The sequence below is a fragment of the Demequina lignilytica genome, assembly GCF_030418305.1.
Lineage (GTDB): Bacteria > Actinomycetota > Actinomycetes > Actinomycetales > Demequinaceae > Demequina > Demequina lignilytica.
Genome location: NZ_JAUHPX010000002.1, coordinates 363,463 through 388,013, shown reverse-complemented (window position 1 = coordinate 388,013; position 24,551 = coordinate 363,463). Strand labels below are relative to the sequence as shown.

General features: G+C 71.5%; 28 protein-coding genes and 2 tRNA genes. 16 read left to right on the top strand and 14 right to left on the bottom strand.

The window, feature by feature from the left end:
• Positions 1-62: 62 nt before the first annotated feature.
• Positions 63-133: transfer RNA gene (locus QQX10_RS05160), tRNA-Gly, on the bottom strand.
• A 90-nt stretch (positions 134-223) separates the two neighbouring features.
• On the opposite strand from QQX10_RS05160, the gene QQX10_RS05155 reads away from it, so the two are divergent.
• Positions 224-297: transfer RNA gene (locus QQX10_RS05155), tRNA-Pro, on the top strand.
• A gap of 20 nt (positions 298-317) precedes the next feature.
• On the opposite strand, the gene QQX10_RS05150 is transcribed toward QQX10_RS05155, so the two are convergent.
• Together QQX10_RS05150 and QQX10_RS05145 are read right to left on the bottom strand one after the other, a co-directional pair.
• Positions 318-737 carry a DoxX family protein gene (locus QQX10_RS05150; RefSeq protein WP_301118615.1) on the bottom strand — a complete coding sequence of 140 codons (420 nt, stop codon included), beginning with the start codon at positions 735-737 and terminating at the stop codon, positions 318-320.
• A 72-nt stretch (positions 738-809) separates the two neighbouring features.
• Positions 810-1,373, bottom strand: coding sequence for a TetR/AcrR family transcriptional regulator (locus tag QQX10_RS05145; RefSeq protein ID WP_301118614.1), 564 nt, complete (start codon positions 1,371-1,373; stop codon positions 810-812).
• Positions 1,374-1,455: 82 nt separating this feature from the next.
• Here QQX10_RS05145 and QQX10_RS05140 point away from each other — a divergent pair, with 82 nt between their 5' ends.
• Both QQX10_RS05140 and QQX10_RS05135 read left to right on the top strand, forming a co-directional pair.
• Complete coding sequence (locus QQX10_RS05140; RefSeq protein WP_301118613.1) at positions 1,456-1,818, top strand: DUF2568 domain-containing protein; 363 nt, start codon at positions 1,456-1,458, stop codon at positions 1,816-1,818.
• Complete coding sequence (locus QQX10_RS05135; RefSeq protein ID WP_301118611.1) at positions 1,815-2,525, top strand: MBL fold metallo-hydrolase; 711 nt, start codon at positions 1,815-1,817, stop codon at positions 2,523-2,525. The genes QQX10_RS05140 and QQX10_RS05135 overlap by 4 nt, the downstream gene beginning before the upstream one ends.
• 10 nt (positions 2,526-2,535) lie before the next feature.
• Here QQX10_RS05135 and QQX10_RS05130 read toward each other — a convergent pair whose 3' ends face one another.
• Positions 2,536-2,931, bottom strand: coding sequence for a DUF1304 domain-containing protein (locus tag QQX10_RS05130; protein WP_301118610.1), 396 nt, complete (start codon positions 2,929-2,931; stop codon positions 2,536-2,538).
• A gap of 40 nt (positions 2,932-2,971) precedes the next feature.
• Between QQX10_RS05130 and QQX10_RS05125 the strand changes: the two genes are divergently transcribed.
• Together QQX10_RS05125 and QQX10_RS05120 are read left to right on the top strand one after the other, a co-directional pair.
• Positions 2,972-3,568, top strand: coding sequence for a cation efflux transmembrane domain-containing protein (locus QQX10_RS05125; RefSeq protein ID WP_301118609.1), 597 nt, complete (start codon positions 2,972-2,974; stop codon positions 3,566-3,568).
• Positions 3,569-3,629: 61 nt separating this feature from the next.
• Positions 3,630-3,851, top strand: coding sequence for a hypothetical protein (locus tag QQX10_RS05120; protein ID WP_301118608.1), 222 nt, complete (start codon positions 3,630-3,632; stop codon positions 3,849-3,851).
• 8 nt (positions 3,852-3,859) lie between these two features.
• Here QQX10_RS05120 and QQX10_RS05115 read toward each other — a convergent pair whose 3' ends face one another.
• Positions 3,860-4,444, bottom strand: coding sequence for a GNAT family N-acetyltransferase (locus QQX10_RS05115; RefSeq protein ID WP_301118607.1), 585 nt, complete (start codon positions 4,442-4,444; stop codon positions 3,860-3,862).
• A gap of 33 nt (positions 4,445-4,477) precedes the next feature.
• On the opposite strand from QQX10_RS05115, the gene QQX10_RS05110 reads away from it, so the two are divergent.
• Together QQX10_RS05110 and QQX10_RS05105 are read left to right on the top strand one after the other, a co-directional pair.
• A complete protein-coding gene (locus QQX10_RS05110; RefSeq protein WP_301118606.1) occupies positions 4,478-5,038 on the top strand; it encodes an NYN domain-containing protein in 561 nt (186 codons plus the stop codon).
• A gap of 149 nt (positions 5,039-5,187) precedes the next feature.
• Entirely contained in the window at positions 5,188-6,825 is a 1,638-nt protein-coding gene (locus tag QQX10_RS05105; protein ID WP_301118605.1) for an alcohol dehydrogenase catalytic domain-containing protein, read from the top strand.
• Positions 6,826-6,831: 6 nt separating this feature from the next.
• On the opposite strand, the gene QQX10_RS05100 is transcribed toward QQX10_RS05105, so the two are convergent.
• The gene (locus tag QQX10_RS05100) at positions 6,832-8,067 is read right to left on the bottom strand and encodes an MFS transporter (protein WP_301118604.1); all 1,236 of its coding nucleotides are present in this window, start codon (positions 8,065-8,067) and stop codon (positions 6,832-6,834) included.
• On the bottom strand, positions 8,064-8,489 hold the full coding sequence (locus QQX10_RS05095; protein ID WP_301144525.1) for a MarR family winged helix-turn-helix transcriptional regulator: 426 nt from the start codon (positions 8,487-8,489) through the stop codon (positions 8,064-8,066). Before QQX10_RS05095 ends, QQX10_RS05100 begins: the two co-directional genes overlap by 4 nt.
• Before the next feature lie 183 nt (positions 8,490-8,672).
• On the opposite strand from QQX10_RS05095, the gene tig reads away from it, so the two are divergent.
• Positions 8,673-10,004, top strand: coding sequence for a trigger factor (tig, locus tag QQX10_RS05090; RefSeq protein WP_301118602.1), 1,332 nt, complete (start codon positions 8,673-8,675; stop codon positions 10,002-10,004).
• Between the two features lie 75 nt (positions 10,005-10,079).
• Here tig and QQX10_RS05085 read toward each other — a convergent pair whose 3' ends face one another.
• Complete coding sequence (locus QQX10_RS05085; protein ID WP_301118601.1) at positions 10,080-10,631, bottom strand: DUF4190 domain-containing protein; 552 nt, start codon at positions 10,629-10,631, stop codon at positions 10,080-10,082.
• A 130-nt stretch (positions 10,632-10,761) separates the two neighbouring features.
• The gene (locus QQX10_RS05080; protein WP_301118600.1) at positions 10,762-11,157 is read right to left on the bottom strand and encodes a DUF4190 domain-containing protein; all 396 of its coding nucleotides are present in this window, start codon (positions 11,155-11,157) and stop codon (positions 10,762-10,764) included.
• A 214-nt stretch (positions 11,158-11,371) separates the two neighbouring features.
• On the opposite strand from QQX10_RS05080, the gene QQX10_RS05075 reads away from it, so the two are divergent.
• The 4 genes from QQX10_RS05075 to QQX10_RS05060 all read left to right on the top strand — a co-directional run bounded on the left by QQX10_RS05075 (position 11,372) and on the right by QQX10_RS05060 (position 15,249).
• Complete coding sequence (locus QQX10_RS05075; protein WP_301118628.1) at positions 11,372-11,950, top strand: ATP-dependent Clp protease proteolytic subunit; 579 nt, start codon at positions 11,372-11,374, stop codon at positions 11,948-11,950.
• A complete protein-coding gene (locus tag QQX10_RS05070) occupies positions 11,947-12,651 on the top strand; it encodes an ATP-dependent Clp protease proteolytic subunit (protein WP_301118599.1) in 705 nt (234 codons plus the stop codon). The genes QQX10_RS05075 and QQX10_RS05070 overlap by 4 nt, the downstream gene beginning before the upstream one ends.
• Before the next feature lie 204 nt (positions 12,652-12,855).
• Positions 12,856-14,100: an ATP-dependent Clp protease ATP-binding subunit ClpX gene (gene clpX, locus QQX10_RS05065; protein ID WP_301144524.1), complete on the top strand. Its 1,245-nt coding sequence runs from the start codon at positions 12,856-12,858 to the stop codon at positions 14,098-14,100.
• A 177-nt stretch (positions 14,101-14,277) separates the two neighbouring features.
• A complete protein-coding gene (locus tag QQX10_RS05060) occupies positions 14,278-15,249 on the top strand; it encodes an endonuclease domain-containing protein (protein ID WP_301118597.1) in 972 nt (323 codons plus the stop codon).
• 20 nt (positions 15,250-15,269) lie between these two features.
• On the opposite strand, the gene valS is transcribed toward QQX10_RS05060, so the two are convergent.
• From valS to QQX10_RS05040, 4 genes are all read right to left on the bottom strand, one after another.
• Positions 15,270-18,035, bottom strand: a complete 2,766-nt coding sequence (gene valS, locus QQX10_RS05055; RefSeq protein WP_301118595.1) for a valine--tRNA ligase — start codon at positions 18,033-18,035, stop codon at positions 15,270-15,272.
• A 31-nt stretch (positions 18,036-18,066) separates the two neighbouring features.
• Positions 18,067-18,804 (bottom strand): anti-sigma factor, encoded by a 738-nt coding sequence (locus tag QQX10_RS05050; RefSeq protein ID WP_301118627.1) that lies wholly within the window; start codon positions 18,802-18,804, stop codon positions 18,067-18,069.
• Positions 18,804-19,394, bottom strand: coding sequence for a sigma-70 family RNA polymerase sigma factor (locus QQX10_RS05045; RefSeq protein ID WP_301118593.1), 591 nt, complete (start codon positions 19,392-19,394; stop codon positions 18,804-18,806). Before QQX10_RS05045 ends, QQX10_RS05050 begins: the two co-directional genes overlap by 1 nt.
• Positions 19,395-19,458: 64 nt before the next feature.
• The gene (locus QQX10_RS05040) at positions 19,459-19,878 is read right to left on the bottom strand and encodes a DUF4383 domain-containing protein (protein ID WP_301118592.1); all 420 of its coding nucleotides are present in this window, start codon (positions 19,876-19,878) and stop codon (positions 19,459-19,461) included.
• Positions 19,879-19,972: 94 nt separating this feature from the next.
• On the opposite strand from QQX10_RS05040, the gene QQX10_RS05035 reads away from it, so the two are divergent.
• The gene (locus tag QQX10_RS05035) at positions 19,973-20,386 is read left to right on the top strand and encodes a carboxymuconolactone decarboxylase family protein (protein WP_301118590.1); all 414 of its coding nucleotides are present in this window, start codon (positions 19,973-19,975) and stop codon (positions 20,384-20,386) included.
• A gap of 15 nt (positions 20,387-20,401) precedes the next feature.
• Here QQX10_RS05035 and QQX10_RS05030 read toward each other — a convergent pair whose 3' ends face one another.
• On the bottom strand, positions 20,402-22,015 hold the full coding sequence (locus QQX10_RS05030) for a cation:proton antiporter domain-containing protein (protein WP_301118589.1): 1,614 nt from the start codon (positions 22,013-22,015) through the stop codon (positions 20,402-20,404).
• Positions 22,016-22,325: 310 nt separating this feature from the next.
• On the opposite strand from QQX10_RS05030, the gene QQX10_RS05025 reads away from it, so the two are divergent.
• The 3 genes from QQX10_RS05025 (at position 22,326) to QQX10_RS05015 (ending at position 24,508) form a co-directional block, all read left to right on the top strand.
• On the top strand, positions 22,326-22,712 hold the full coding sequence (locus QQX10_RS05025) for a phage holin family protein (protein WP_301118588.1): 387 nt from the start codon (positions 22,326-22,328) through the stop codon (positions 22,710-22,712).
• Between the two features lie 181 nt (positions 22,713-22,893).
• On the top strand, positions 22,894-24,351 hold the full coding sequence (locus tag QQX10_RS05020; RefSeq protein ID WP_301118587.1) for an NAD(P)/FAD-dependent oxidoreductase: 1,458 nt from the start codon (positions 22,894-22,896) through the stop codon (positions 24,349-24,351).
• A gap of 13 nt (positions 24,352-24,364) precedes the next feature.
• The gene (locus tag QQX10_RS05015) at positions 24,365-24,508 is read left to right on the top strand and encodes a hypothetical protein (RefSeq protein ID WP_301118586.1); all 144 of its coding nucleotides are present in this window, start codon (positions 24,365-24,367) and stop codon (positions 24,506-24,508) included.
• The last annotated feature ends 43 nt before the right edge of the window (positions 24,509-24,551 follow it).

The window sequence follows — 24,551 nt, the reverse complement described above, 5'->3', positions numbered from 1 at the left end:
CGAAATGGAGAATCGGGGTACGAAACCCGACGGTTTCGTACCCCGATTGTCCATCTCGCGAGAGCGGGTGACGGGAATCGAACCCGCACCATCAGTTTGGAAGACTGAGGCTCTACCATTGAGCTACACCCGCGTTGCCTGCCCGCGATGCCGCGTGCTCAGCGCGTACTAGAGTAGCGGAGCCTTGCCGATGCGGGGTACCGCGCCCGCGCCACGGGCGCGACGGGGTGTAGCGCAGCTTGGTAGCGCATCTGCTTTGGGAGCAGAGGGTCGCAGGTTCAAATCCTGTCACCCCTCTCGCGTTCGGGTGCGGCGCGTCAGGCGAGCGCGATGAGCGGCTCGGTGATCGTGAGGCCCATGGCGGCGCCCTGGCTCGCGAAGAGCAGGAACAGCGCGAGCGCGCCGCCGATGAGGCCGAGGTTCTTGTTGAAGGAGATCTGCTCGGTCTGCTTGGCCTGAGCGTCGGTCTCCTTCCAGTAGGCGTGCATGAAGAAGGTGATCGGGATGAGGGTCGCGGCGATCAGCAGCGCGCCGATCTCGCCCCAGACGCCCAGCAGGATCATCACGCCGCCGATGCCCATGGCGACGCCGGACAGGATCACGCCGGCCTTGCCGCCCGGCGCGCCCTTGTAGGCGGCGTACTGCGCCATGGCGTTGGCGGCCGCGATGTGGCCGAACGCGGAGAACAGGAAGATCAGCGCGACCAGGATGCGCGCGACCAGGAAGACGATGTCCATGGGATACCCCTCGGTTGGTTGTAGGTTGAACTAACGAGGGAGACTGTAGGGCCTGATTGGTTGAAGTGTCAACTACTGTGGTTTGCGCAGGGCGGCGATGAGCGCGTCGATGCCGTAGTCGTAGGCGCGGTCCAGGTCTCCGCCGAGGTGGAAGGCGCCCGCGAGCTCCATGGTCAGGAAGCCTGCGGCCCACGCGGTGACGGTGCGGGCGGCGTCGAGCGCGTGGTCCGCTCCGGCGAGCCGTGCCGCGACCTCGAGGATCGGCTCCGCCGCGGTCGCGTACACGGCGCTGTCGATCGTCGCCGCGTCCGCTGCGGGGGAGAACATCGCCTCGAACGCGTGCCGGTCGCGGTGTGCGAATCCTCGTAGCGCCAGCGCCATCGCGCGGGCGTCGTCGGCCGCGTCGCCCTCACCGGCCGCCGCGGCGAGCAGCTCCCGCGTCTCCCGCGCGATGTCCGCCACCACCAGCCGGACCAGGTCGGCACGGTTCGCCACGTGCTTGTACAGCGACGGCGGACGCACTCCGACCTCCGAGGCGACCCGCTGCATGGTCAGCCCCTCCATGCCGGCGTCCGACAGGACGGAGCGCCCCGCGGCGACGATGCGCTCCACCGAGGTGCGAGACGGTGCGGGCATGCGGGCCCCTCCTTTGGCTATTGACATTAGCCATGATGGCTACGTATGTTAGCCATGGTAGTCGATGACGGAGGTGCGAACCATGATCGCCACGAATCTCGCGGTGCGATTCCTGCTCGAGGTCGCAGGTCTCGCCGCGCTCGCGTATGCAGGGACGCAGGTCGCCGATGGCGCCTGGGGGTGGGTCCTCGCGGCGGTGCTCCCGGCGGCGATGATCGCGGTGTGGGCCCGGGTCGCGGCCCCGAAGGCCCGCACCGGCCTGTCGCAGGAGACGCGCCAGCGGCTGGGCTCCGGCATCCTCCTCCTCGCCGCGGTCGCGCTGGCGATCGCGGGCGCGCCGGGGCTCGCCGTCGCCTACGCCGTCGCGGTCGTCGCGAACACGGTCGTGCTCGGAGTGCTCGGCGCGCCCGACACGCTCGCGGCGGCCGAGGCGGTGACGCGATGAGGATCGCGGATGGGCTGCACCGGATCGGCAACGAGATCGTCGCCTGCTACCTGGTCGAGGACACGTCCGGGCTGACGCTGGTCGACGCAGGCCTTCCGGGACAGTGGCGCGAGCTCGTGGCCGAGCTCGGAGCCATGGGGTGCGAGGTGTCCGACATCCGCGCGGTGGTGCTCACCCACGGCGACGAGGACCACATCGGCTTCGCCGAGCGCCTGCGCCGGGATCACGGGATCCCGGTGCTGGTGCATGGCGCGGACGCGGGCCGGGCGCGTGGTGAGGGCAAGCCGTCGACGCCGTGGGGAAGCTGGCGCCTGGGGCCAGCGCTCCGATTCCTCGCGTACGCGGCGCGTCGGGGCGGGCTGCGCGCCGCCCCGCTCACCGAGGTCGCGACCTTCGAGGCGGGCGAGGTGCTGGACGTGCCCGGCGATCCCCGGGTGATCGGGATGCCCGGGCACTCGCCCGGATCCGTCGCCCTCCACTTCCCCCGTGCGCGCGCCGTCATGGTCGGGGATGCGCTCACGACCCGCCACGTGCTCACGGGCGCTGAGGGACCGGCTCCTGCCCCGTTCACGGACGCCCCGGCTCAGGCGGCGTCCTCCCTGGACGCGCTCGCGGGGCTCGACGTGGACTGGGTGCTGCCGGGGCACGGCGAACCGTGGAGCGGCGGGGTCGAGGAGCTCGTCCGGCAGTACCGCGCGGCCTCCTGAGCCTGCGGCCTCAGCCCGCGAGGAGGCCGACGGTGAGCAGGATCAGCGCGAGCGCCGGCAGCGCCCCCTGCACGGCGGCCGCGCGGCTGTAGGTCCGCCCGCCCGACGCCAGGAGCACCGCCGCGGCGGCCGCCATCGAGCCGCAGCCCGCGTACACGAGCGCGGCCCCGGCGGCCTCGGACCCCGTCCAGAGAAGGACGATGCCGACCGCCGTCACCACCGCGAGGAAGAGGTTGTAGAACCCCTGGTTGAACGCCAGTCCCCGGGTGACCCGCGCATCGTCCTCCGACGCGATCCCGAACACCGCCCGCGTCCGCGGCGTCATCCAGGTGACGGACTCGAGCCACCAGATGTACACGTGGCTGGCGGCGGCGAGCGCGGCCAGGACGAGCGCGGCGACGGTCATGGTGCTCCTCGGCGTCGGTGGGACCTGCGACGATGCTCCCATGACCAACGTCGCAGCGCTCCGCCGGGCCGTCATGGCCGTGGCGCTCATCAACCTGGGCTACGGGATCGTCGAGTTCACCGTGTCCCAGCTGATCGGCTCGGTCTCGCTGGTCGCCGACTCGGTCGACTTCCTCGAGGACGCCGCGCTCAACCTGCTCATCTTCTTCGCGTTCACGTGGTCGCTCCGCCGGCGCGCGAACGTGGGCCACGTGCTCGCGGTCATCATCTTCATCCCATCCGTGTTCACGCTGGTCACCGCGGTGATCAAGATCATGGACCCCACGCGCCCCGACACGGTGCCCATGTCGCTCGCGGCGCTCGGCGCGCTGATCGCCAACCTCACCGCCGCGGCGATCCTCGCCCGGCATCGTCACCACGGCGGATCGCTGGCGCGCGCCGCGTGGCTCTCGGCGAGGAACGATGCGCTCGCGAACGTCGCGGTGATCGCGGCGGCCCTGGTCGCGCTCGCGTGGGTGTCGGGCTGGCCCGACATCATCGTCGGGATCGGCATCGCCTATCTCAACGCCGACGCCGGCATCAAGGTCTGGCGCGCGGCCACCAAGGAGCGGCTCGAGGCGAAGTACGCGGAGGCCTGAGGTTCCGGCTCCGGAATACCCGATGGGGTATACGCTCCGAAGTGAACCGAAGGAGGCTCCCATGGGATTCGTACGCTTCATGAGCTCGACCGCAGGACGGTGGACCCGCTCGCTCGCGGGCGTCGCGCTCGTCGTGGTCGCGGTGTCGCTCGGCGGTGCCTGGCTCTGGCTCATCGCGCCGGGCGCGGTGTTCATCCTGGTCGGGCTGCTCGACGTGTGCCTGCTCGCGCCGCTGTTCCGCATGCCCCTGGCGGGGCGGAAGGTCCGCGACCGGGTCGCCTGACCGGGCGTTCAGGCGAGCTCGAGCCGCATGACGGCCCGCGCAGGCGTGGGTCGCGACACCACGTCGAGCCCGGCCGACGCGAAGATCCCGATCGACCCGACGAACAGGTCGGACACGGTGGCGTCGCCCGCCTGCGGGTAGCCCTCGACGGCCGTCGCGCCGCCCTGGCGCGCGTGCTCGACCGCGGCGACGGCGAGCGCCTTCGCGAGGCCCCGGCCCCGGAAGCCTTTCCTCACCACGAAGCACGTGATCGCCCACACGTCGGCATCGTCCCGGTCCTCGTCGCGCCCGCTCCACGGGATCCGCGCCGTGCGCAGCCGCGGATAGGCCGTCCGCGGCTCGACCGCGACCCACGCGGCGGGCTCGCCGCCGACGTAGGCCAGCAGCCCGGACGTGGGCGCGTCGGGCCGCCCGCAGCCGGCCTGCTCCTCCAGGGTCGCCGCGCGCGCCTCGCGGCCGGTCGCCTTCCAGTCCCGCTGGGCCAGCTTGAACCACTGGCAGCGGCAGCCGTTCGCGTCGCCGCCCTCGCGCATCACCAGGTCGAGATCGGCGGCTGACGCCAGATTCGCAGGGACGATGCGCGGCTGGGTCATGCGGTCACGCTACCGGCGCCGTAGTCTCATCGCATGGCAGACTCCTCGCGGCTCACGTACGTCCTGGTCGATGGCGAGAACATCGACGCCACGCTCGGCACCTCGATCCTGGGCCGCCGCCCCAAGCCCGAGGAGCGGCCGCGGTGGGAGAGGGTGCTGCGACACATCGAGCAGCGCTGGGGCCAGCCCGCGCAGGGGCTGTTCTTCCTCGCGGCGAACAACGAGCTGCCCATGACGTTCGTGCAGGCGCTCCTGGCGATCGGCTTCCGTCCCGTGCCGCTGTCGGGTTCGGCGGGGGAGAAGGTCGTGGACATCGCGATCCAGCGCACCCTCGACGCGCTCGCGGAGCGCGACGCGGATGTGCTGCTGGTGAGCAACGACGGCGACTTCGTGGACCACGTCGACGAGCTCCTCGACGGCCGCCGCGTGGGCGTCGCCGGGTTCGTGGAGTTCCGCAACAACGGCTTCATCCAGCTCCAGTCGCAGGGCCTCGAGTTCTTCGACATGGAGTACGACATCCATGCCTTCAACGAGCCGCTGCCGCGCGTGCGGATCATCCCGATCGAGGACTTCGACCCGCTCGAGTTCCTGTAGGGGCGTGCGCTCGCCGCGCCGTCGGCGCCGGCCAGCATGTGAATCTCGATTAACAAAATGCGTGACAACCGCGCCTCGGCGCGGCAGACTGAGGGCGTCCTCGCGCCCGCGTCCCGGGCGCGGTACAGCGTCGTACGAAGGGATGCGGGATGAGCATCGATGCCTCCGCGCCGCCGGTGGTGGCGCTCGCCGCCACCGTGCGGGAGCCGGGTGGCGCCCCCGAGATCGCCGAGGTGCGGCTCGATGCGCTCCGTGCGGACGAGGTGCTGGTCGCGGTCGCCGCGTCGGGCGTCTGCCACACGGATCTGACCGCGCTCGACGGGGGCGTCGGCTACTCGTTCCCCGCGGTGTTCGGCCACGAGGGCGCCGGCACGGTGGTCGAGGTGGGATCGGGCGTGACCCGCGTGGCGCCGGGAGACCGTGTGGTGCTGACCTTCGACTCGTGCGGGGCCTGTCGACGCTGCCGCGACGGGCATCCGGCGTCGTGCGAGGAGTTCGCGGCGCGCAACTACCTGGGCGCCCGCGCCGACGGCTCGCCCACGCTGCGCGACTCCGCCGGGGAGCCGGTGGCCGCCGCCTGGATGGCGCAGTCGTCCTGGGCCACGCACGCGATCGCGCGCGAGACCAACGTGGTGCGGATCGGGGATCACATCCCGTTCGCGCTCGCGGCGCCGCTCGGCTGCGGCGTGCTCACCGGCGCGGGCACGGTGCTCCGCGTCCTCCGGCCCACTGACCGCGACTCGCTGCTCGTGATGGGCGCCGGCACCGTGGGGCTGTCGGCGGTGATGGTGGCGCGCGCGCTCGGATGCGCGACCATCACGGTGGTCGAGCCGGACGTCGCGCGCCGCGCGCTCGCGATCGACCTGGGCGCGGACCTGGTGGTCGCGCCCGACGCGTTCGACCCACGGGCCGCGGCGCACGACCTCGCGATCGACACGGTCGGCACCCAGGACTCGCTCGACGCCGCGCTCGGTGGGCTCGCGTCGCCGGGCGTGTGCGCCACCGTCGCCCTGCGGCCGGGGGCGAACCGGGTGACGGTGAGCCAGACGGCCCTCCTGTGGGGCCGCACCCTGGTCGGAGTGATCGAGGGGGACGCGATGCCCGACGCGACCATCCCGCTCCTGGTCGCGATGTGGAGGGCGGGTCTGCTGCCGCTCGAACGGCTGGTGGTGCCGTTCCGCTTCGAGCGGGTGGACGATGCGGTGGGCGCCGCGCGCGTCGGGCGCGCCGTCAAGGCCGTGCTCCTGCTCGGCGACGAGTCGGTGCCGCCCGCACGACGTCCCCGCACGGCGACCGCCGCGGACCGGGTCAGACGGATCGCCGCCTCCGGCGCGGGCGAGGCCGACGAGCTCGCGATGCTGTGGGACCTGCTCCCGCCGGTGCGCGCCGACGACCTGCGAGGCCTCTGGCACGGCGCCGGCATCGACACCGGGCATCGCACCCAGCAGTTGCTGGTGCGGTCGCGCTGGTACGGCAAGAACTTCATCGACGCCGAGACCGTGCAGCCGCTGGTGGTGCGCGACGAGCACGGGGAGCTCCGGTCCGCCTCCACGCTCGCGGGCGGCGCCGGGGCGTGGCTCGCCGACGCCGCGCACCGTGGGAAGGTCACGGCGACCATGAGCTACGACGCGCGCCCCCTCCACGACCACTTCGTGCGCGTCGACGCGGACACGCTGCTCGGCGTGATGGCCGGGCGGGGCGCCCTCGACGACGGCCGTCCCTACTACTTCGTGCTCGAGCGCGACCCGCGCGGCGAGGTCGGACCCCTGCCGGAGCTCGATTCCTGAGCGGCGCTACGCGGCATCGCCCACGGAGATCGCGACGGCCTCGACCGCGGGGCTCTCGGCGAGGTGCGCGTCGACGCGTGCGAGCAGGTCACGGGAGGCGCGCACCACGATCGCGCCGGCGAGGACGGCCGCGGCCGCGACCGTGTAGGGCAGCCAGTCGCCCGCCTGCGACGCCAGCCAGGCCGCGAGCGGCGGCGCGACCGCTCCGCCGAGGAAGCGCACCGACGAGTAAGCGGAGGAGGCGACCGTGCGGGGGAGGTCGGTGGCCTCCATGACGGCCTCGGTGAAGACCGTGTTGAGCACGCCCAGCAGCAGGCCGCCGACCACCACGCAGACCACGAGCGCCGCCGGCGAGCCGACGGCCGCCGCCGCCGCGAGGAGGTCCGCGGAGAGGAGGGCGAGCGTGACGGCGAGCACGCTGGTGCGGCGGTAGCGCGCGGTCAGGAGGGGTGCCACCCACACCGACGTGACGGCCACGCCCACGCCCCACCCGAAGAACGTCAGCCCCAGCTCGATGGCGCCGAAGCCCAGGGGGAAGGGCGTGTACGCGAGCAGGGTGAAGAAGCCGATGTTGTACAGCACCGCGGTCACCGCGAGGCGGCGCAGGCCCCGCTCGCGGCGCAGCGCCGAGAACGGCGCGCGCAGCGGCACCCGGACCCGCGGGGTGGTGTCGTCCCTGAGCATCACGAGCAGCGCGACGAACGCGATCGCCATCAACGCCGCCGTGCCGAAGAACGGGGCGCGCCAGCTGACCTCGCCCAGCAACCCGCCGAGCAGCGGGCCGATCGCGATGCCGAGCCCCAGCGCGGCCTCGTAGAGGATGATCGCGTTCCCGGCGCCGCCGGCTGCCGCGCCGACGATGGTGGCGAGCGCCGTCGAGATGAACAGCGCGTTGCCCAGGCCCCAGCCGGCGCGCAGCCCGATGATGGTGTTCACGTCTCCCGCGGCGCCCGCGCAGGCGGCGAACACCACCACCAGCCCTAGCCCGATGAGCAGCGTCCGGCGCGCGCCGATCCGTCCAGACACCCAGCTGGTCACCAGCATCGCGAGCCCGGTGACCAGCAGGTACGAGGTGAACAGCAGCTCCGCCTGCGTGGGGCTCGCGTCGAGCTGCGCGGAGATGGCGGGGAGGATCGGGTCGACCAGGCCGATGCCCATGAAGGCGATGACCGCGGCGAACGCGACGGCCCAGACCGCGCGGGGCTGGTGCAGCAGGCTGGAGGTGGCGGGGGAGCGGCTCATAGGGACTCCTTGTCGAGAGCGGTGAGGATCTCGACGGTCGCGGCGAGGTGCTCCCACGCGTCGGCGTCGAGTCCGGAGAAGTAGGGGGAGAGGGCGCCGCCGAGCTCGGCACGCCAGTCGGCGATCGCGACGCGGCCCTCATCCGTGAGGGTGAGGATGGCGGCGCGTGCGTCGTCAGGGTCGGGCCCCTTCACGACGAGGCCCTGCTCGGTCAGCTGCTGGGCGATCTGGGTGAGCGCCGGCTGGCTCACGCGCACGGCGGCCGCGAGGGTGCCGATGCGCTGGGGCCCCTCGCGGTCGAGGATCGACAGCAGGCGCCACGACGACGCGGGCGTGGAGTTGCCCGTGGCCTGCGCGGCGAGACGGGTCAGGCGCTGGGTCTGGGCGACGAGCTCGACGATCACGCGGCGACGGTTTTCCATAAGCAACTTATTTAAGTGGCTGATGTACAAATGTCAAGGCGACGACTCGTGCGCGAGGCTCCCGGGCATCGTCCGGTTCGAATTGGGTCGTTCGCGTATGGCGGGTACGCTTGTGGGGTTGCCCGACCACCGGGAGCCGACGGAGCACCCGCGGGCCCCACACCCCACCATTCAGGAGTAGCAGTGACCAGCGCCCTCGAGAAGATCGACGCCACGACCGTCAAGCTGACGGTCAACCTCACCGAGGAGGACCTCAAGCCCTCCATGGAGCACGCCTACGAGCACGTGGGCAAGCAGGTGCAGATCCCCGGCTTCCGCAAGGGCAAGGTCCCGGCGAAGGTGCTGGAGCAGCGCGTGGGCAAGGGCGCGATCATCGAGCACGCCGTCAACGACGGCCTGCCCGGCTGGTACTCGGAGGCCGTCAAGGAGTCGGGCATCCGCCCCTTCGGCCAGCCCGAGGTCGAGGTCACCAAGATCCCCGGTGTGGTCGCCGGCGACGAGGGCCTCGAGTTCACCGCCGTGGTCGAGGTCCGCCCCGAGGTGACCCTGCCCGCCGCCGCCGACCTCACCATCGAGGTCGAGCCGGTCGCCGTCTCCGACGAGGACGTCAACGAGCGCCTCGACGCGCTCCGCGAGCGCTTCGGCACCCTGGTCTCGGTCGACCGCCCGGCCGCCGATGGCGACTTCGTCACCATCGACCTCACCGCCGTGATCGACGGCGAGACCATCGACTCGGTCCAGGGCACCTCGTACCAGATCGGTGCGGGCAACATGCTCGCGGGCATCGACGAGGCGATCACCGGCCTGTCCGCCGACGAGACCACCACCTACGAGGGCCCGCTCGCCGCGGGCGACCACGCCGGCGAGACCGCCCAGATCACCGTCACGGTGACCGCGGTGAAGGCCCGCGAGCTCCCCGCGGCCGACGACGACTTCGCGCAGCTCGCCTCCGAGTTCGACACCATCGAGGAGCTCCGCGAGGACCTCACCGAGCAGGCCGCGCGCATCAAGACGAACAACCAGGCCATGGAGGCCCGCGAGCAGCTCCTCGAGAAGCTGACCGAGGCCACCGAGTTCGAGCTCCCCAAGAAGGTCATCGAGACCGAGGTCCACAACCACCTCGAGAACGAGAACCGCCTCGAGGACGACGAGCACCGCGCCGAGGTCACCGAGGAGGCGACCAAGGCCCTGCGCACGCAGATCCTGCTCGACCAGCTCGCGGACGACCTGGACATCGAGGTCGAGCAGTCGGAGCTCCTCGACTACCTGATCAACTCGTCGCGCCAGTACGGCATGGACCCGGGCACCTTCATCCAGCAGGTGGAGCAGGCCGGCCAGATCCCCGCGATGGTCGCCGAGGTCGCCCGCTCGAAGGCCACCGCCTTCGCGCTGCGCCGTGCAACCGTGGTCGACACCGCGGGTGCCGCGGTGGACCTGTCCGCCGTGATCGGCTCGATCGAGGACGAGAAGTCGGAGGAGGCCGAGGAGGCCGCCGCCGAGACCGCCGAGGCGTAACCAGCCGCAGACGCGACAGCGCCCCGGTCACCGTGAGGTGGCCGGGGCGCTGTGCTGTCCGCGGTGCGGGCGCCGCTACTGGCTGTCGAGGTCGGTGCACCAGCTGGCGGGGTTGTCGCCGCCGCACTCGTTCACGAACCAGCCGGCGAAGGCGATGATCGCGATGGTGGCGACGATGCCCAGCACGATCAGGATGTAGCCGATCACCAGGGCGGCGACGCCCTGGCCACGGTTGTCGGCCTCGCCGCGCTTGACCGCCGCCAGGCCCAGGTGGCCGAAGATGACGCCGGCGATCGCCGTGATGCCCGTGATGAGGCCGAGCAGGGAGAGCACCATGCCCGTGGTGTTCATCCAGTTCTTCGGGTACGGCGTGGTCATGGGCGCCGCGGCGTACTGCGGGGCGCCGTACGCCGGCGGTGCCGCGTACTGGGGGGCGCCGTACCCCGGCGGGGGCGGGGGTGTCGAGCCGGGCGGCGGCGGGGGCGTGGTGCCGGGCTGCTGGCCGTACGGCGCGGCGGGCGGCTGCGCGTACGGGTCGGCCGGAGCGGCCTCGCCGCTCGGCTCGGGCTGATACGCCCCGGACCCCGTGGGGTCCTGGGGGTTCGGGTTCTGGTCCTGGGTCGACACGTCCCCTCCTCGGTGCTCGGGTGCCGGACGCCTCCAGGCTATTGCGCGGCGGTGCGCCGCGCATCGTCCCGTCGGTGGATCCGAGCGGGGTCGGACCTCGGGGTTCACCCTGGCGGTGCCGCAGAGGCGGCTACGGGGTGGTGCACCAGGACGCGGGATCGGGCCCGGCGCATTGGGACACGACCCAGCCGACGAAGCCGAACACGACCACGAGGATGACGATGCTCAGGCCCAGCAGGATGTACCCGAGGACCAGTCCCGCGAGGCCCACGCTGCGGTTGTCCGCCTCGCCGTGGGCGACGGCGTTGAGGCTCAGGTGCCCGAAGACGATGCCGGCGATGGCGGTGACGCCCGTGACGAGACCTACCAGCGACAGCACGAGCGAGGTGACGCCCATCCAGTTCTTCGCGCGCCACGGCGGCGGGGGATAGGGGCCGGGCGGCGCGGTCGCGTGGGGCGGAGGCGCCGGGGACGGTGCCGCCGCGACGTCTCGCTGCGGGGTCGGAGTCTCGGCTGAGGTGCTCATGATGCCCTCCTTCGGCCAGCGCCTCTGGGGACCTCATCTCCACGGTAGTCCCGCCGGTGCGGCCCCGCATGCCCGGCCCGCGCATCGTTCCCCCCGTAGCGAAAACGGGGGTCAAACGGCATGGGGGTGTCCTCGTGTCGCGTTAGTGTCGAGCAGGACGCACGACAGGAGGAGAGGCGTGGACCACATCACCGCACGAGGCGACGGGCCCGGGATGGCCTTGAACGACTCGATCTTCAACCGGCTGCTGCGGGAGCGGATCATCTGGCTGGGCGACGAGGTGCGCGACGACAACGCGAACGCCATCTGCGCGCAGATGATGCTGCTGGCTGCCGAGGACCCGGACCAGGACATCTACCTCTACATCAACAGCCCTGGCGGCTCGATCACGGCGGGCATGGCGATCTACGACACGATGCAGTACATCAAGCCCGATGTCGCGACCGTGGCGATGGGCATGGCGGCGTCGATGGGCCAGTTCCTGCTGAGCTCCGGTGCTCCCGGCAAGCGCTTCGCGACGCCCCACGCCCGCGTGATGATGCACCAGCCCTCCGGCGGCATCTACGGCACTGCGACGGACATCCGCATCAACGCCGAGCTCATCATGCACATGAAGAAGACGCTCGCCTCGCTGACCGCCGAGCAGACCGGCAAGACCGTCGCGGAGATCACCAAGGACGCCGACCGCGACCGGTGGTTCACCGCGGACGAGGCGCTCGAGTACGGCTTCGTCGACAAGGTCATCAAGCACGCGGCCGAGGCCGGCGACAAGTCCCAGGGAGGCAAGGCGTGAGCGAGATCCAGCGCGCGTTCCAGGCGGCCGGACGCACGGCCGGCACGTTCGGCGGCGGGGCGTACGACGCCCCCTCGTCGCGATACATCCTTCCGCAGTTCGAGGAGCGGACCGCCTACGGCTTCAAGCGTCAGGACCCCTACGCCAAGCTGTTCGAGGACCGCATCATCTTCCTCGGCGTGCAGATCGACGACGCGTCGGCTGACGACGTGATGGCGCAGCTGCTGGTGCTCGAGTCGCAGGACCCGGACCGCCTGATCACGCTGTACATCAACTCGCCCGGCGGCTCGCAGACCGCGCTGACCGCGATCTACGACACGATGCAGTACGTCAAGCCCGAGATCCAGACCGTGTGCCTGGGTCAGGCGGCGTCCGCGGCGGCGGTGCTGCTCGCGGCGGGCACGCCCGGCAAGCGCCTCGCGCTGCCCAACGCCCGCGTGATGATCCACCAGCCGCGCATCGAGGGCGGCGCCCGCGCCCAGGCCTCGGACATCGAGATCTACGCGGAGGAGATGCTCCGCATGCGCGAGTGGCTCGAGAACACGCTCGCCTACCACTCCGGCCAGACCCCGGAGAAGGTCCGCGAGGACATCGAGCGCGACACGTTCCTCTCGGCCGAGCAGGCCAAGGAGTACGGCCTGGTCGACGTGGTCCTCGAGTCGCGCAAGGGCGCGACCGCGGTGGCCGCGCCGCCCGCCTGACCCGCGCATCGTCCCGTCCGAGGGGCTCCGGCACGCGCCGGAGCCCCTCGGCGCGTTTCCGGGCCGTGTCGGGGAGGTCACGATTCGGCTGACTTGCTTGGTGTCCTTCCTGCTAGGCGGATTCCGGGCCCGACGGACCGGCGCGCCGCCCCGCGCGTGTCACACCGCCTGGGTAGCCTGGAGGGGCGTGAGAGGAGACTCCCGATGAATCGACCCGCGGACAGCGGCGACCTGCTGAAGTGCTCGTTCTGTGGCAAGACGCAGAAGCAGGTGCGCAAGCTCATCGCGGGCGGTGGCGTGTACATCTGCGACGAGTGCAACGAGATCATCGAGGAGGAGTTCGCCGAGCAGGTCGAGGCCGAGCTCACCGAGCTGCCCAAGCCGCGCGAGATCTACGACTTCCTCGAGCAGTACATCGTGGGCCAGGACCAGGCGAAGCGGGCGCTGTCCGTCGCGGTGTACAACCACTACAAGCGCGTCCGCGCCGGCGAGACCCGCACCAAGGCGGACGACGACCAGATCGAGATCGCCAAGTCCAACGTGCTGTTCATCGGTCCCACCGGCACCGGCAAGACCTACCTCGCGCAGACCCTCGCGAAGATGCTGAACGTGCCGTTCGCGATCGCCGACGCCACCGCGCTGACCGAGGCCGGCTATGTGGGCGAGGACGTCGAGAACATCCTGCTGAAGCTGCTGCAGTCGGCTGACTACGACGTCGACAAGGCGCAGCGGGGGATCATCTACATCGACGAGATCGACAAGGTCGCCCGCAAGGCGGAGAACCCGTCGATCACCCGCGACGTGTCCGGCGAGGGCGTGCAGCAGGCGCTGCTCAAGATACTCGAGGGCTCCGTGGCGTCGGTGCCGCCGCAGGGCGGGCGCAAGCACCCGCACCAGGAGTTCATCCAGATCGACACCACCGACGTGCTGTTCATCCTCGGCGGGGCGTTCGCGGGTCTCGAGGAGATCATCTCGGCGCGTGTGGGCCGCAAGGGCATCGGCTTCGGGTCGACGCTCAAGGAGGCGGACAACACCGACCTGTTCTCTCAGGTCACGCCGTCCGACCTGCACAAGTTCGGGCTGATCCCCGAGTTCATCGGCCGGATGCCCGTGATCGCCACGGTGTCGCCGCTGGACGTCGATGCGATGGTCTCGATCCTCACCGAGCCCAAGAACGCGCTGGTGAAGCAGTACCAGCGGATGTTCGACCTCGACAACGTCGAGCTCGAGTTCGAGCCGGCCGCAGTGCGCGCGATCGCCGAGCAGGCGCTCGAGCGCGGCACGGGCGCGCGCGGCCTGCGGGCGATCATGGAGGAGGTCCTCCAGGACACCATGTTCGAGGTCCCCGGCCGCGACGACATCTCCCGCGTGGTGGTGACGGAGGCGACGGTGCTGAGGCGCGGCGAGCCGACGTTCGAGGGCCGCGACCTGGAGGCCGGCGCGGCCTGACCCGCACCCGCACCCTCTCACCAGGGGACAACCAGGGACGGTTGCGGCAGGTTGCCGCCTGAAGGGGGACACCCACCGACGTCGCTTCGGTTTCCCCAGGCGTGAGCGAGCCCCGGTCCGATCCCCAGGCGGTGTCGGCCCCCGCTCATGACGACCGGGCTGACCTACAACGAGTGCATGACGCACCTCAGGCCGATACCGGTGCTGCAGCCCGGCGAGGCGATGGCGGCGCGGCTCGCGCGCGAACCTCGCGCCTTCCGGCTCGCAGAGCTGGTCGCGATGTCCTCGGAGCGGCGTGCACGCACGGCGATCGAGCGCGGCGAGGTCGTGAGGCTGCTCCCGGACGCGTACGTCTCGAGCTTGCACGCCGATTCATTCGTCGCCCGTGCGGATGCGGCCCTGTTGTGGGCCGGCGCGAACGCGGCGCTCTCGGGCGCGGCCGCGCTGTTCGTGTGGGGCCTGATCGATGCGCCGCCGTCGCAGATCGACCTGGTGGTTCCCCACACGGACCGGCCACGGGGTCCCGAGTGGGTGCGGGTCCGACGCGTGACCTGGAACCTCACGGCGGGTCGCGTCGGGTCCCTGACGCTGGTCTCCCGTGACCTGGCGATCGTCCTCGGGTTCGGCACGCTGCCACGAGACAGCCGGGGGCGGGTGGTGTACCGGGCGATCGCGACGCGTGCGACCACGCCTGACCGGCTCGCTGCCACGCTCGCCCGCGTGCCTCGGTGCAGGTCACGTCGAGAGCTGCTCGCCCGCATCGAGGCTGCGGCGCGGGGAGCGGAGAGCCATCTCGAGGAGCACGGTGCGCGGAGGGTCTTCAACACGAGGGAGTTCGGGCAGCTGGTCCGCCAGCACCGCGTGCGGGTGCGTGGCGAGCTGTTCCGGATCGACATGTACGACGCGGCGACCATGACTGCTGTGGAGCTCGACGGCGCCGCCTATCACTCGACCCCGTACCAGCGTCAACGCGACGTCCGGCGGGACGCGATCCTCGCAAGCATGGGCATCCTCACCGTGCGGCTGACCTACGCGGACATCACCGAGCGGCCGCAGTGGTGCCGGTCGGTGGTGAGAGACGTGCTCGCGGTCAGGCGTACGACAGACAGCGCCCCGCAGCGGTCAGCGATCGGCGGAATGCGACGCTGACCGTCCCGAGGGGCGGGGGGTCAAGCCTCCGTGACCAGAGCCGCGTTCTCCGTCCGCATCACCGTCGGATCCGCGATCTCGTCGACCGAGCCGTCCTCCGGCGCCTCACCGTCCACGCCCGGCTCAAGCGCCGCGACCGCGTCCACGATCTGCATGGTCCGCACCCGGCCGGCCGCGAGCAGGTCGGGCTCCGCCGCCCGCACGAACGCGACCTTCGCCTCGGGCACCAGCAGGTCGATCGACTCGATCTCGGTGCGCTGCGACACCTTCGCCTCGGACTTCACCTTGCGGAGCACCGAGAGTGCCTCGCCGGCGGCGGCCAGCAGCGGCGCGCCCCCCGACGTCGAGTCGGCGGCGGCCCGCACCGGCGCCGAGACGGGCCACGCGGCGCGGTGCACCGAGCCCTCCTGGTACCAGCTCCAGACCTCCTCGGTCGCGAACGGCAGCACCGGCGCGAACAGGCGCAGGAACACGCCCAGCGCGGTCACCAGCGTGGCGCGAGCGGACGCGGCGCCTTCGGAGCACGGCGCGAACGGGTCGATGGCCTCGCCGGGCGCGGCGCCGTCGTACGCGCGGGTCTTCACCAGCTCGAGGTAGTCGTCGCAGAACGTCCAGAACAGGGTCTCGGCGACCTCGAGGGCCTTCGTGTGGTCGTAGTTGTCGAGCGCGGCCGTCGCGGCGTCCACGACGTCAGCCAGCGCGGACAGCATCGCGGCGTCGAGGGCCTCGGTCACCGGCTTGGCGGTGACGGCGGCGGCCGCGGACACGCCCTCGGCGAGCGAGGAACCCGCGGCGGTCGCGACGCCGGACGCGCCCAGCACGAACTTCGACGCGTTCAGCACCTTCATCGCGAGGCGGCGGCCGATCTTCATCTGGCCCTCGTCGAACGCGGCGTCGGTGCCCAGGCGTGCCGCGGCGGCCCAGTAGCGGACCGCGTCCGAGCCGTGCGACTCGAGCAGTCCCATCGGGGTCACCACGTTGCCCTTCGACTTCGACATCTTCTTGCGGTCGGGATCGAGGATCCAGCCGGAGATCGCCGCGTGCTTCCACGGCAGGGTGCCGTGCTCGGCGTGCGAGCGCACCACCGTGGAGAACAGCCAGGTGCGGATGATGTCCTGGCCCTGCGGGCGCAGGTCCATGGGGAACGTCGCGGCGAAGAGCGCGGGGTTGTCGCGCCAGCCGCACACGATCTGCGGGGTGAGCGACGACGTCGCCCACGTGTCCATGATGTCCTTCTCGCCCGTGAAGCCGCCGGGCACGTCGCGCTGATCGGCGGTGTAGCCGGACGGAACGTCGGCCGACGGGTCCACCGGGAGCGCGTCCTCGGACGGCACGATCGGGTTGTCGTAGTCGGGCGAGCCGTCCGCGAGCACCGGGTACCAGACCGGGATCGGCACGCCGAAGAAGCGCTGGCGCGAGATCAGCCAGTCGCCCGTGAGTCCCTTCACCCAGTTCTCGTAGCGCACGCGCATGAAGTCGGGCACGAAGTCGAGCTCCGCGCCGCGCGCGACCAGCGCGTCGTTGAGCGCGGCGTCGGTGCCGCCGTTGCGGATGTACCACTGCCGGGTGGTCACGATCTCGAGCGGCTTGTCGCCCTTCTCGAAGAACTTCACCGGGTGGCTGATCGGGCGCGGCTCGCCCTCCATGAGGCCCTGCTCGACCAGCATCTCGACGATCCGCTTCTGGGCGGAGAACACGGTCATCCCGGCGATCTCGCCGTACGCGGCGAGCCCCTCGGGGGAGGAGATCCCCGCCGGCGCCTCGGGGAGCACCCGGCCGTCCCAGCCGAGCACCGGACGCGTCGGCAGCTTGAGCTCGCGCCACCACGTCACGTCGGTGATGTCGCCGAAGGTGCAGATCATCGCGATGCCGGAGCCCTTGTCGGGCTGCGCCAGGTGGTGCGGCACCACGGGGACCTCGACGCCGAACAGCGGGGTCCGTACATGGGTGCCGAACAGCCCCTGGTAGCGCTCGTCGTCCGGGTGCGCGACCAGCGCCACGCATGCGGGCAGCAGCTCCGGGCGGGTGGTCTCGATCCAGACGGTCCCGAAGGAGCCCGTGGCCTCCTCCATGTCGGCCGCGGGCTCGAAGGCGAGGCGGTGGTACGCGCCGGGCCGCTCGCGGTCCTCGAGCTCGGCCTGCGCGACGGCCGTGCGGAACGTCACGTCCCACAGCGTGGGCGCCTCGGCCTGGTAGCACTCGCCGCGGCCGAGCCCGCGCAGGAACGCCTGCTGCGCCACGGCCTGCGAGGACGGGGAGATGGTCTGGTAGGTGCGCGACCAGTCCACGGACAGGCCCAGGTGGCGCCACAGCGCCTCGAACTGCTTCTCGTCCTCGGCGGTGAGGCGTTCGCACAGCTCGACGAAGTTGCGACGGGAGATCGGCTGCTGGTCCGCGGCCTTGACCGACTTGCCCTCACCACCCGCGAACGGCGGCTCGTAGCCGTCCACGTACGGCAGCGTCGGGTCGCAGCGCACGCCGTAGTAGTTCTGCACGCGGCGCTCGGTCGGCAGGCCGTTGTCGTCCCAGCCCATCGGGTAGAAGACCTCGCGGCCCTGCATGCGCTGGTAGCGCGCGACCACGTCGGTGTGCGTGTATGAGAACACGTGACCCACGTGCAGCGACCCGGAGACGGTCGGCGGAGGGGTGTCGATCGAGTAGACCTGCTCACGGGTGGCCGACTCGTCGAACCGGTAGGTCCCGGCGGCCTCCCACGACTCGTTCCAGCGGTCCTCGAGGCCGTCGACGGTCGCCTTGTCAGGGATGCGAGAAGTCATGGGGGACATTCTTCCAGAGCCGGGACGATGCGGCGGTCGGCTAGAGCTCGACGGCCGCCACCACCTCCGTGGGCGTGGTGGAGCCCTCCTCGGGCCGGTCGGGGTCCCACGGCTCGACGGACACGGCCACCGCGGCGGCGCCGCCGAGCGGCGTGATCCAGGACGATGCGTAGGTGCCGTCGGGCGTGGGCCGCAGCACCGGCCCGGGCACGGGTGCGCCGCCGTCGGCCGGCACCACCCACACCTGGTAGGTGAGGTCGTCGCCCAGCGCGGGGAGCGAGCCGTCGATCGCGACGCCGTCCGCCTCCTCGCCGCCCACGGCATGCGAGATCCAGACCGTCGCCTCGCCGAGCCCGAGCGTCAGATCCTCGCGATCGCCCGCGGCCCGGATCCGCTCGTAGTCGGTGATGGTCGAGCCGTCGGTGCCGAGGCCCTGGAGCAGCGAGACGACGCCCACGCCGGCCACCACCAGGACGGCGGCGGCCAGGGCGAGCACCCGTGCGACGGGGCGCCGCCGTCGCGCCGCGGCAAGGGACGATGCCGGTCGCGGCGCCTGCGGCGTGTCCCGCACCTCGCGGGCGATCCGGGAGGCGAGGTCGGCCGAGGGGCCCGGCACCGCATCGTCCCGCGTCTCGGCGAGCGCCTCGACGGCTGTCGCGAGCGAGCGCAGCTCGGCGCGGCATCGGGCGCACGCGTCGAGGTGCGCCTCGAAGTCGCGGAGCTCCTCGGGGTCGAGGGCTCCGATCGCGTAGCCGGCTGCCAGGTCGTGGACGTCCATCACGCTCCCTCCAATGCATCGCGCAGGCGGCCCAGGCCGTCGCGGATCCTGGTCTTGGCCGTGCCCAGCGGCACGCCCAGATGGTCGGCGACCTCCGCGTGCGTGCGGCCGCCGTAGAAGGCGGCCTCGACGGCCTCGCGCTGCAGGGCGGAGAGCCGTCCGAGCGCGGTGCGCACCCGGTCGGTCTGCCAGGCCCGGTAGTCGTCCTCGACCACGGCGTCCTGGGGGACGGGCGCCGCGCCGGGCGATGCCAGTGTCGCCGCCTCGTGCTCGGCCTGCACCCGCTGGCGCTGCTCGCGGCGCACGCGGTCGACGGCGCGGCGGTGGGTGATCATGAGCACCCAGGAGCGCGCGGTCGCGCGCCGGGGATCGAACGAGGCCGCACGACGCCAGGCTTCGACCAGCGCCTCCTGGGTCACGTCCTCGGCCAGCTGCGGATCCCGGACTGTTCGCAGGGCGAGGCGGTGGGCCTGGGGGAGCAGCTCCGTGTACAGCCGCTCGAAGGCGCGAGCGTCGCCGCGGCCGGCGGCGACGAGCAGAGCATCCAGGTCCACCGTCACCTCCTCGCGGTCGTCGATCCTCGGGGTCATGCGGGCTCCCATCCCACCATGCCGGCCCGGGGCGCCCTTCAGCGACGCGCCCCGGGCCGGGGTCTCAGGCGCGGACCGGCTCCTCGACGCGGGCCCGGCGGTCCGCGGCCACGGCGATGCCGATCAGCAGCACGGCGGACGCGGCGTGGAGCACGTTGTCGGCCGAGTTCAGCGCCAGGATGTTGAGCGAGTGATCGCCGCCGATGAACGGCCCGAGCGCGGCCAGCAGCAGGTACGCGGCACCGATCACGCCGTTCGTGACACGCGACGCGCTGACCGAGGCCCGGGCCGCGAGGATCATGGCCGCGCCGATCAGCAGGTGCGCCACGTTGTGCGTGACGTTGACCTCGAAGATCCCGAGGAGCATGCCGCCCTCGTGGCCGGCGGCGGCGTGGCCCCCGGAGACCGTGAAGCCGAGAAGCCCGACCAGGACGTAGACGGCGCCGAACGCCGTGCCGATGCTGCGGTTGATGCTGCCCTTCATGCTGTCCTCCTTGCTAGGTGTTGACGAGGCGGGTTCGCGCGGCCCACCGGCGCGGATTGGAGGGATTTCACGATCGGGCCGGTAGCCTCCCGTTATGCGGGCGACGCTGGCGGGGGACGTGCTCAAGGAGCTGGAGGCTCTCGACGCGCGCGCGGGCGCCCAGCTGGAGCCCCGGCTGCGCGACATGCTCCGCCTGCGGGTGTCCTACCTCAACGGATGCGTCAACTCGATCCGCCTGCATTCCGAGTCGCTCACGCTCGAGGGTGTGCGCCCCGACGTGATCGCCGCGCTCGCGCGTCCCGTGCGGCTCATGCGCGCGGGCCTGGTCTCCGACGGCGAGGAGGCGGCGCTCCGGCTCGCGGAGGTGCTGACCGATGCGCCGCGCGGTCTCGAGCCCGAGGCCCGCGTGGACGCCGGGCACTGGTACAACTCGACGCAGATCGGCGCGATCGTGCAGACGGTGGCGCTCACCAACGCGTGGAACCGCGTCCTGCGCGGCACCGACTGACCGGTCCGCGGCGCGTCAGTACCGGGCGGCCATGAGGTCGGCGACCTCATGCACGCCGACGAGCACCTCGGTGGCGCCCTGCGCGCTGAGATAGCCGACGTCTCGCGAGCCGTGCCCGCGGGCGACGATCTCCGCGTCGAGCGACAGCCCGCGGGCCGCCGCGACCACCGCGCCCGCGTTGAGCGGATCGGGGATGCCGATCACCACCGCACGAGCATCGGCGATGCCGGCGGCACGGAGGACCTTGGCGCGCGCGGCGTTGCCGAGCACCGCCTCGTGCCCGAGCTCGCGGATCGCCTCCACCCGCGTCTCGTCGTCGTCGATCACCACGACCGGCACGCCCCGGTCCCACAGGCTGCGGGCCACGCGCCCGCCGACGCGCCCGTAGCCGACCACGATCACGTGACCGGTCGCCTCCGCGTGGATCGGTGCGTCGTCCGCGTCCTCGGGGTTGGCGCGGGCGTAGACCCGCGACGCCCACGCGAACAGCAGGGGATTGAGGACGATCGAGATGATCGCTCCCGCGAGCACCAGATCCTGAGCGCTCTGAGGCATCACCTCGAGATCCGCCCCGAGCGTCACGAGGATGAAGGAGAACTCGCCGATCTGCGCGAGCGACGCGGCGACCATGAGCGCCATCGATCGCGAGTAGCGCATCATGCGCACCAGGGCGAAGGCGACCACGGCCTTGCCCGCGACGATGATCGCGACGGTCGCGAGCAGCGCCCACGGGTGCTCGACCACGATCGCCGGGTCGACCAGCATCCCGACCGCGACGAAGAACAGCACGGCGAACGCGTCGCGCAGCGGCAGGGAGTCCTCGGCGGCGCGGTGGGCGAGGTCGGACTCGCGCAGGATCATGCCCGCGAAGAACGCCCCGAGCGCGAAGGACACCTCGAACAGCCACGCCGCCCCGACCGCGACGCCCAACCCGATCGCCAGCACGCCCAGCGTGAACAGCTCGCGCGAGCCCGTGTGCGCGACGCGGGCGAGGGCCCAGGGGATGACGCGCCGGCCCACGACGAGCATGAGCACCACGAACGCGGCGACCCGCAGGACGGTCATCGCGAGCTCCCCCGCGAGTGCGCCGAGCGACAGGTCCCCGTCGGTGCCCGCGAGGACGGGCACGACCACGAGCGCGATCACCATCGCGAGGTCCTCGACGATCAGCCAGCCGACCGCGATGTGCCCCGCGCGGGTGTCGAGCATCTGGCGCTCCTCGAGCGCCCGCAGCATCACGACCGTGGAGGCGACGGACAGCGCGAGCCCGAACAGCAGCGCCCCGCTGATCCCCCACCCCAGCCACAGGCCCAGGCCGGTGCCCAGCGCCGTCGCGAGCGTCATCTGGGCGATCGCGCCCGGCAGGGCGATCTTGCGCACGGCGAGCAGCTCGCGGAAGGAGAAGTGCAGGCCCACGCCGAACATCAGCAGGATCACGCCGATCTCCGACAGCTGCGTGGCCAGCTCCACGTCGCCGACGTAGCCGGGGGTGTGGGGGCCGATCAGCAGGCCCGCCGCCAGGTAGCCGACGATCGGGGACAGGCGCAGCTTCTGCGCGATGAAGCCGAGGATGAACGCCCCGACCAGGCCCACCGCGATCGTCGTGATGAGCGGGGCGTGATGCAGCATGCCCTGAACCTAGTCGACCCATGTGACGCCGATATGTCGGTTGCCCCCGTCGGCCCGATCGGGCCGCGCGGCGCGCCGCGGCCCGACGGGTACCCGGGACGGGGCGTATGGGGTATCGTTCTGGGCACTAGGTCCTAGTACCTACGTCCCGGCCGCAAGTCCCTGGTGGCCGGACGGGGAACGGTCGACAGCACACGAGGGCGCCTCTCCCCGGAGGCGCCCTCGTCGTCTGTGCGGGTGGCGCGCGGAAATCGTGCGTCCTGCCTGGTTCGACGCGCGAAACGGACCGCGCGCGGGTAGCGTCGGTCCCATGATCCGTTTCGTGGTGAATGCGCTGATCTTCCTGGGCTCTGCGGCCGTCGGCCTGTGGGTCTCCTCTCTGATCGTGGACGGCTTCTCGATCACCGGCGTCGGCATCGTGATCGCCGTGGTGATCTTCGCGATCCTGCAGAGCATCCTGTCGCCGTTCATCTTCAAGATGACCACCAAGTACGCCTCGGCGTTCACGGGCGGCGTCGGGCTCGTGTCGACGTTCGTGTCCCTGCTGATCACCTCGCTCATCTCCGACAACCTGTCGATCGACGGCGTGACCGCGTGGATCGCGAGCACGGTGCTCGTGTGGCTGTTCACCGCGATCGCCACGTGGCTGCTGCCGCTGATCTTCCTGCGCAACCAGGTCGAGAAGCGCAAGGGCTGATCCGGCGCCGGACGTCGCGACCTCCCGGGGTCGCGGCGCGCCGTCGCGCTCCGGCACACGTATCGTCACCCCTGGATTTGGGACCTTCGACCCTGGCGTGATATACCCCTAGGGGTATAAACCTGAAAGGTAGGGCGGTCACCGACGATCGCCCTCATGATCAGCGAAGAAGGTGATCGGAATGGCCCGAGTGGTCGTCCTCGGGGCCGGCGTGTCCGGCCACACGGCGGCGCTCTACCTGCGCAAGCTCCTCCCCAAGGAGCACACCGTGACGGTGGTGAACCCCAAGCCCACCTACAACTGGATCCCGTCGAACATCTGGGTCGGCGTGGGCAAGATGACCCACGAGGACGTCGTGTTCGACCTCGGACCCATCTACGCCAAGAAGGGGATCGAGTTCGTCCAGGCGAAGGCCTTCGCGCTGTGGCCCGAGGGGGACGCGGACGATGCGCGTCCCGCCGTCGAGGTCGAGCGCACCGACGCGGGGCATCAGGGGCAGACGGAGAAGCTGCGCTACGACTACGTGATCAACGCGACCGGTCCCAAGCTGAACTTCGGCGCCACGCCGGGCCTCGGACCCGACGACGGCCACACGCTCTCGGTCTGCACGCCCGACCACGCGACCGAGGCATCGGCCCGGCTGGCGGCCCTGACGCAGGTGCTGCGCACCAAGAAGCAGACCGTGGTGATCGGCGTCGGGCACGGCACGTGCACCTGCGAGGGTGCGGCGTTCGAGTACACGTTCAACGTCGAGCACGAGCTGCGCGAGGCCGGCGTGCGCGACAACGCGCGGCTCGTGTACCTCACGAACGAGAACGAGCTCGGCGACTTCGGCGTGGGCGGCATGCAGTTCGAGCAGAACGGCTTCCGCACGTCCTCGCAGCTGTGGACCGAGTCGCTGTTCCGCGAGCGCGGGGTCGAGGCGATCACGGGCGCGGCCGTCACCTCGATCGAGCCCGGAGTCATCCACTACGACCAGCTGGACGGCTCGCACAACGACCTCGAGTTCGACTTCGCCATGCTGCTGCCGCCGTTCAAGGGCAACGACTGGAAGGCGTTCGACAAGGACGGCGAGGACATCACCTCGACCGTGTTCGCGCCGTCCGGGTTCCTCAAGGTCGACGCGGACTACACGCCCAAGAAGTACGAGGAGTGGAGCGCGAAGGACTGGCCTCGCACCTACCAGAGCCCGGTCTACCGGAACGTGTTCGCGGTGGGCATCGCGTTCGCTCCGCCGCACCAGATCTCGAAGCCGCGGGCGACGCCCGACGGCGTCGCGGTCGCACCGTCGCCGCCGCGCACCGGCATGCCGTCGGGGACCATGGGCAAGGTGGTCGCCAAGTCGATCGCCGACATGATCCTCAAGGGAGCCGCCGCGCCGACCCACTCGGCGTCCATGTCCGAGATGGCCGCGGCGTGCGTCGCCTCCGCCGGGCACGGCATGAAGTCGGGCACCGCCGCCGCCATGACCATGAGCCCCGTGGTGCCCGACTGGGAGAGGTACCCGGAGACGGGTCGCGACCTCAAGGCCACCAAGGGCGAGATCGGGCTGTCCGGCCACTGGGTGAAGCGCATGCTCCACACCCTGTTCATCTACAAGGCGAAGGCCCGTCCGGGCTGGACCATGATCCCGGAATGATCGGAGGCGAGTGATGGATCAGACCAACGCCCGCATCGGCGAGGCCCCGCTGCCCACCACGGGCGAGCTGCGCCGCCGGCGGAACGTGCTCGTGCAGTTCTGGCGCTTCGTGTCCACGTCATGGGTGATGTGGAGGCTCGCGCAGAAGCACCACTAGGTGCGGGGCGGCGGACGTCCTCCGCCCCGTCAGGTTCCCGGCC

Bases quoted from the DNA above. Each gene is read 5' to 3' on its own strand.
- QQX10_RS05150 (WP_301118615.1), bottom strand. From the start codon at position 737: ATGGACATCGTCTTCCTGGTCGCGCGCATCCTGGTCGCGCTGATCTTC.
- QQX10_RS05100 (WP_301118604.1), bottom strand. From the start codon at position 8,067: ATGAGCCGCTCCCCCGCCACCTCCAGCCTGCTGCACCAGCCCCGCGCG.
- QQX10_RS05060 (WP_301118597.1), top strand. From the start codon at position 14,278: ATGACGCACCTCAGGCCGATACCGGTGCTGCAGCCCGGCGAGGCGATG.
- QQX10_RS05050 (WP_301118627.1), bottom strand. From the start codon at position 18,804: ATGGACGTCCACGACCTGGCAGCCGGCTACGCGATCGGAGCCCTCGAC.
- QQX10_RS05120 (WP_301118608.1), top strand. From the start codon at position 3,630: ATGGGATTCGTACGCTTCATGAGCTCGACCGCAGGACGGTGGACCCGC.
- clpX (WP_301144524.1), top strand. From the start codon at position 12,856: ATGAATCGACCCGCGGACAGCGGCGACCTGCTGAAGTGCTCGTTCTGT.
- QQX10_RS05145 (WP_301118614.1), bottom strand. From the start codon at position 1,373: ATGCCCGCACCGTCTCGCACCTCGGTGGAGCGCATCGTCGCCGCGGGG.
- QQX10_RS05110 (WP_301118606.1), top strand. From the start codon at position 4,478: ATGGCAGACTCCTCGCGGCTCACGTACGTCCTGGTCGATGGCGAGAAC.
- QQX10_RS05135 (WP_301118611.1), top strand. From the start codon at position 1,815: ATGAGGATCGCGGATGGGCTGCACCGGATCGGCAACGAGATCGTCGCC.
- QQX10_RS05105 (WP_301118605.1), top strand. From the start codon at position 5,188: ATGAGCATCGATGCCTCCGCGCCGCCGGTGGTGGCGCTCGCCGCCACC.
- QQX10_RS05015 (WP_301118586.1), top strand. From the start codon at position 24,365: ATGGATCAGACCAACGCCCGCATCGGCGAGGCCCCGCTGCCCACCACG.
- QQX10_RS05125 (WP_301118609.1), top strand. From the start codon at position 2,972: ATGACCAACGTCGCAGCGCTCCGCCGGGCCGTCATGGCCGTGGCGCTC.
- QQX10_RS05020 (WP_301118587.1), top strand. From the start codon at position 22,894: ATGGCCCGAGTGGTCGTCCTCGGGGCCGGCGTGTCCGGCCACACGGCG.
- QQX10_RS05030 (WP_301118589.1), bottom strand. From the start codon at position 22,015: ATGCTGCATCACGCCCCGCTCATCACGACGATCGCGGTGGGCCTGGTC.
- QQX10_RS05045 (WP_301118593.1), bottom strand. From the start codon at position 19,394: ATGACCCCGAGGATCGACGACCGCGAGGAGGTGACGGTGGACCTGGAT.
- QQX10_RS05140 (WP_301118613.1), top strand. From the start codon at position 1,456: ATGATCGCCACGAATCTCGCGGTGCGATTCCTGCTCGAGGTCGCAGGT.
- QQX10_RS05035 (WP_301118590.1), top strand. From the start codon at position 19,973: ATGCGGGCGACGCTGGCGGGGGACGTGCTCAAGGAGCTGGAGGCTCTC.
- QQX10_RS05115 (WP_301118607.1), bottom strand. From the start codon at position 4,444: ATGACCCAGCCGCGCATCGTCCCTGCGAATCTGGCGTCAGCCGCCGAT.
- valS (WP_301118595.1), bottom strand. From the start codon at position 18,035: ATGTCCCCCATGACTTCTCGCATCCCTGACAAGGCGACCGTCGACGGC.
- QQX10_RS05130 (WP_301118610.1), bottom strand. From the start codon at position 2,931: ATGACCGTCGCCGCGCTCGTCCTGGCCGCGCTCGCCGCCGCCAGCCAC.
- QQX10_RS05040 (WP_301118592.1), bottom strand. From the start codon at position 19,878: ATGAAGGGCAGCATCAACCGCAGCATCGGCACGGCGTTCGGCGCCGTC.
- QQX10_RS05080 (WP_301118600.1), bottom strand. From the start codon at position 11,157: ATGAGCACCTCAGCCGAGACTCCGACCCCGCAGCGAGACGTCGCGGCG.
- QQX10_RS05025 (WP_301118588.1), top strand. From the start codon at position 22,326: ATGATCCGTTTCGTGGTGAATGCGCTGATCTTCCTGGGCTCTGCGGCC.
- QQX10_RS05075 (WP_301118628.1), top strand. From the start codon at position 11,372: ATGGCCTTGAACGACTCGATCTTCAACCGGCTGCTGCGGGAGCGGATC.
- QQX10_RS05095 (WP_301144525.1), bottom strand. From the start codon at position 8,489: ATGGAAAACCGTCGCCGCGTGATCGTCGAGCTCGTCGCCCAGACCCAG.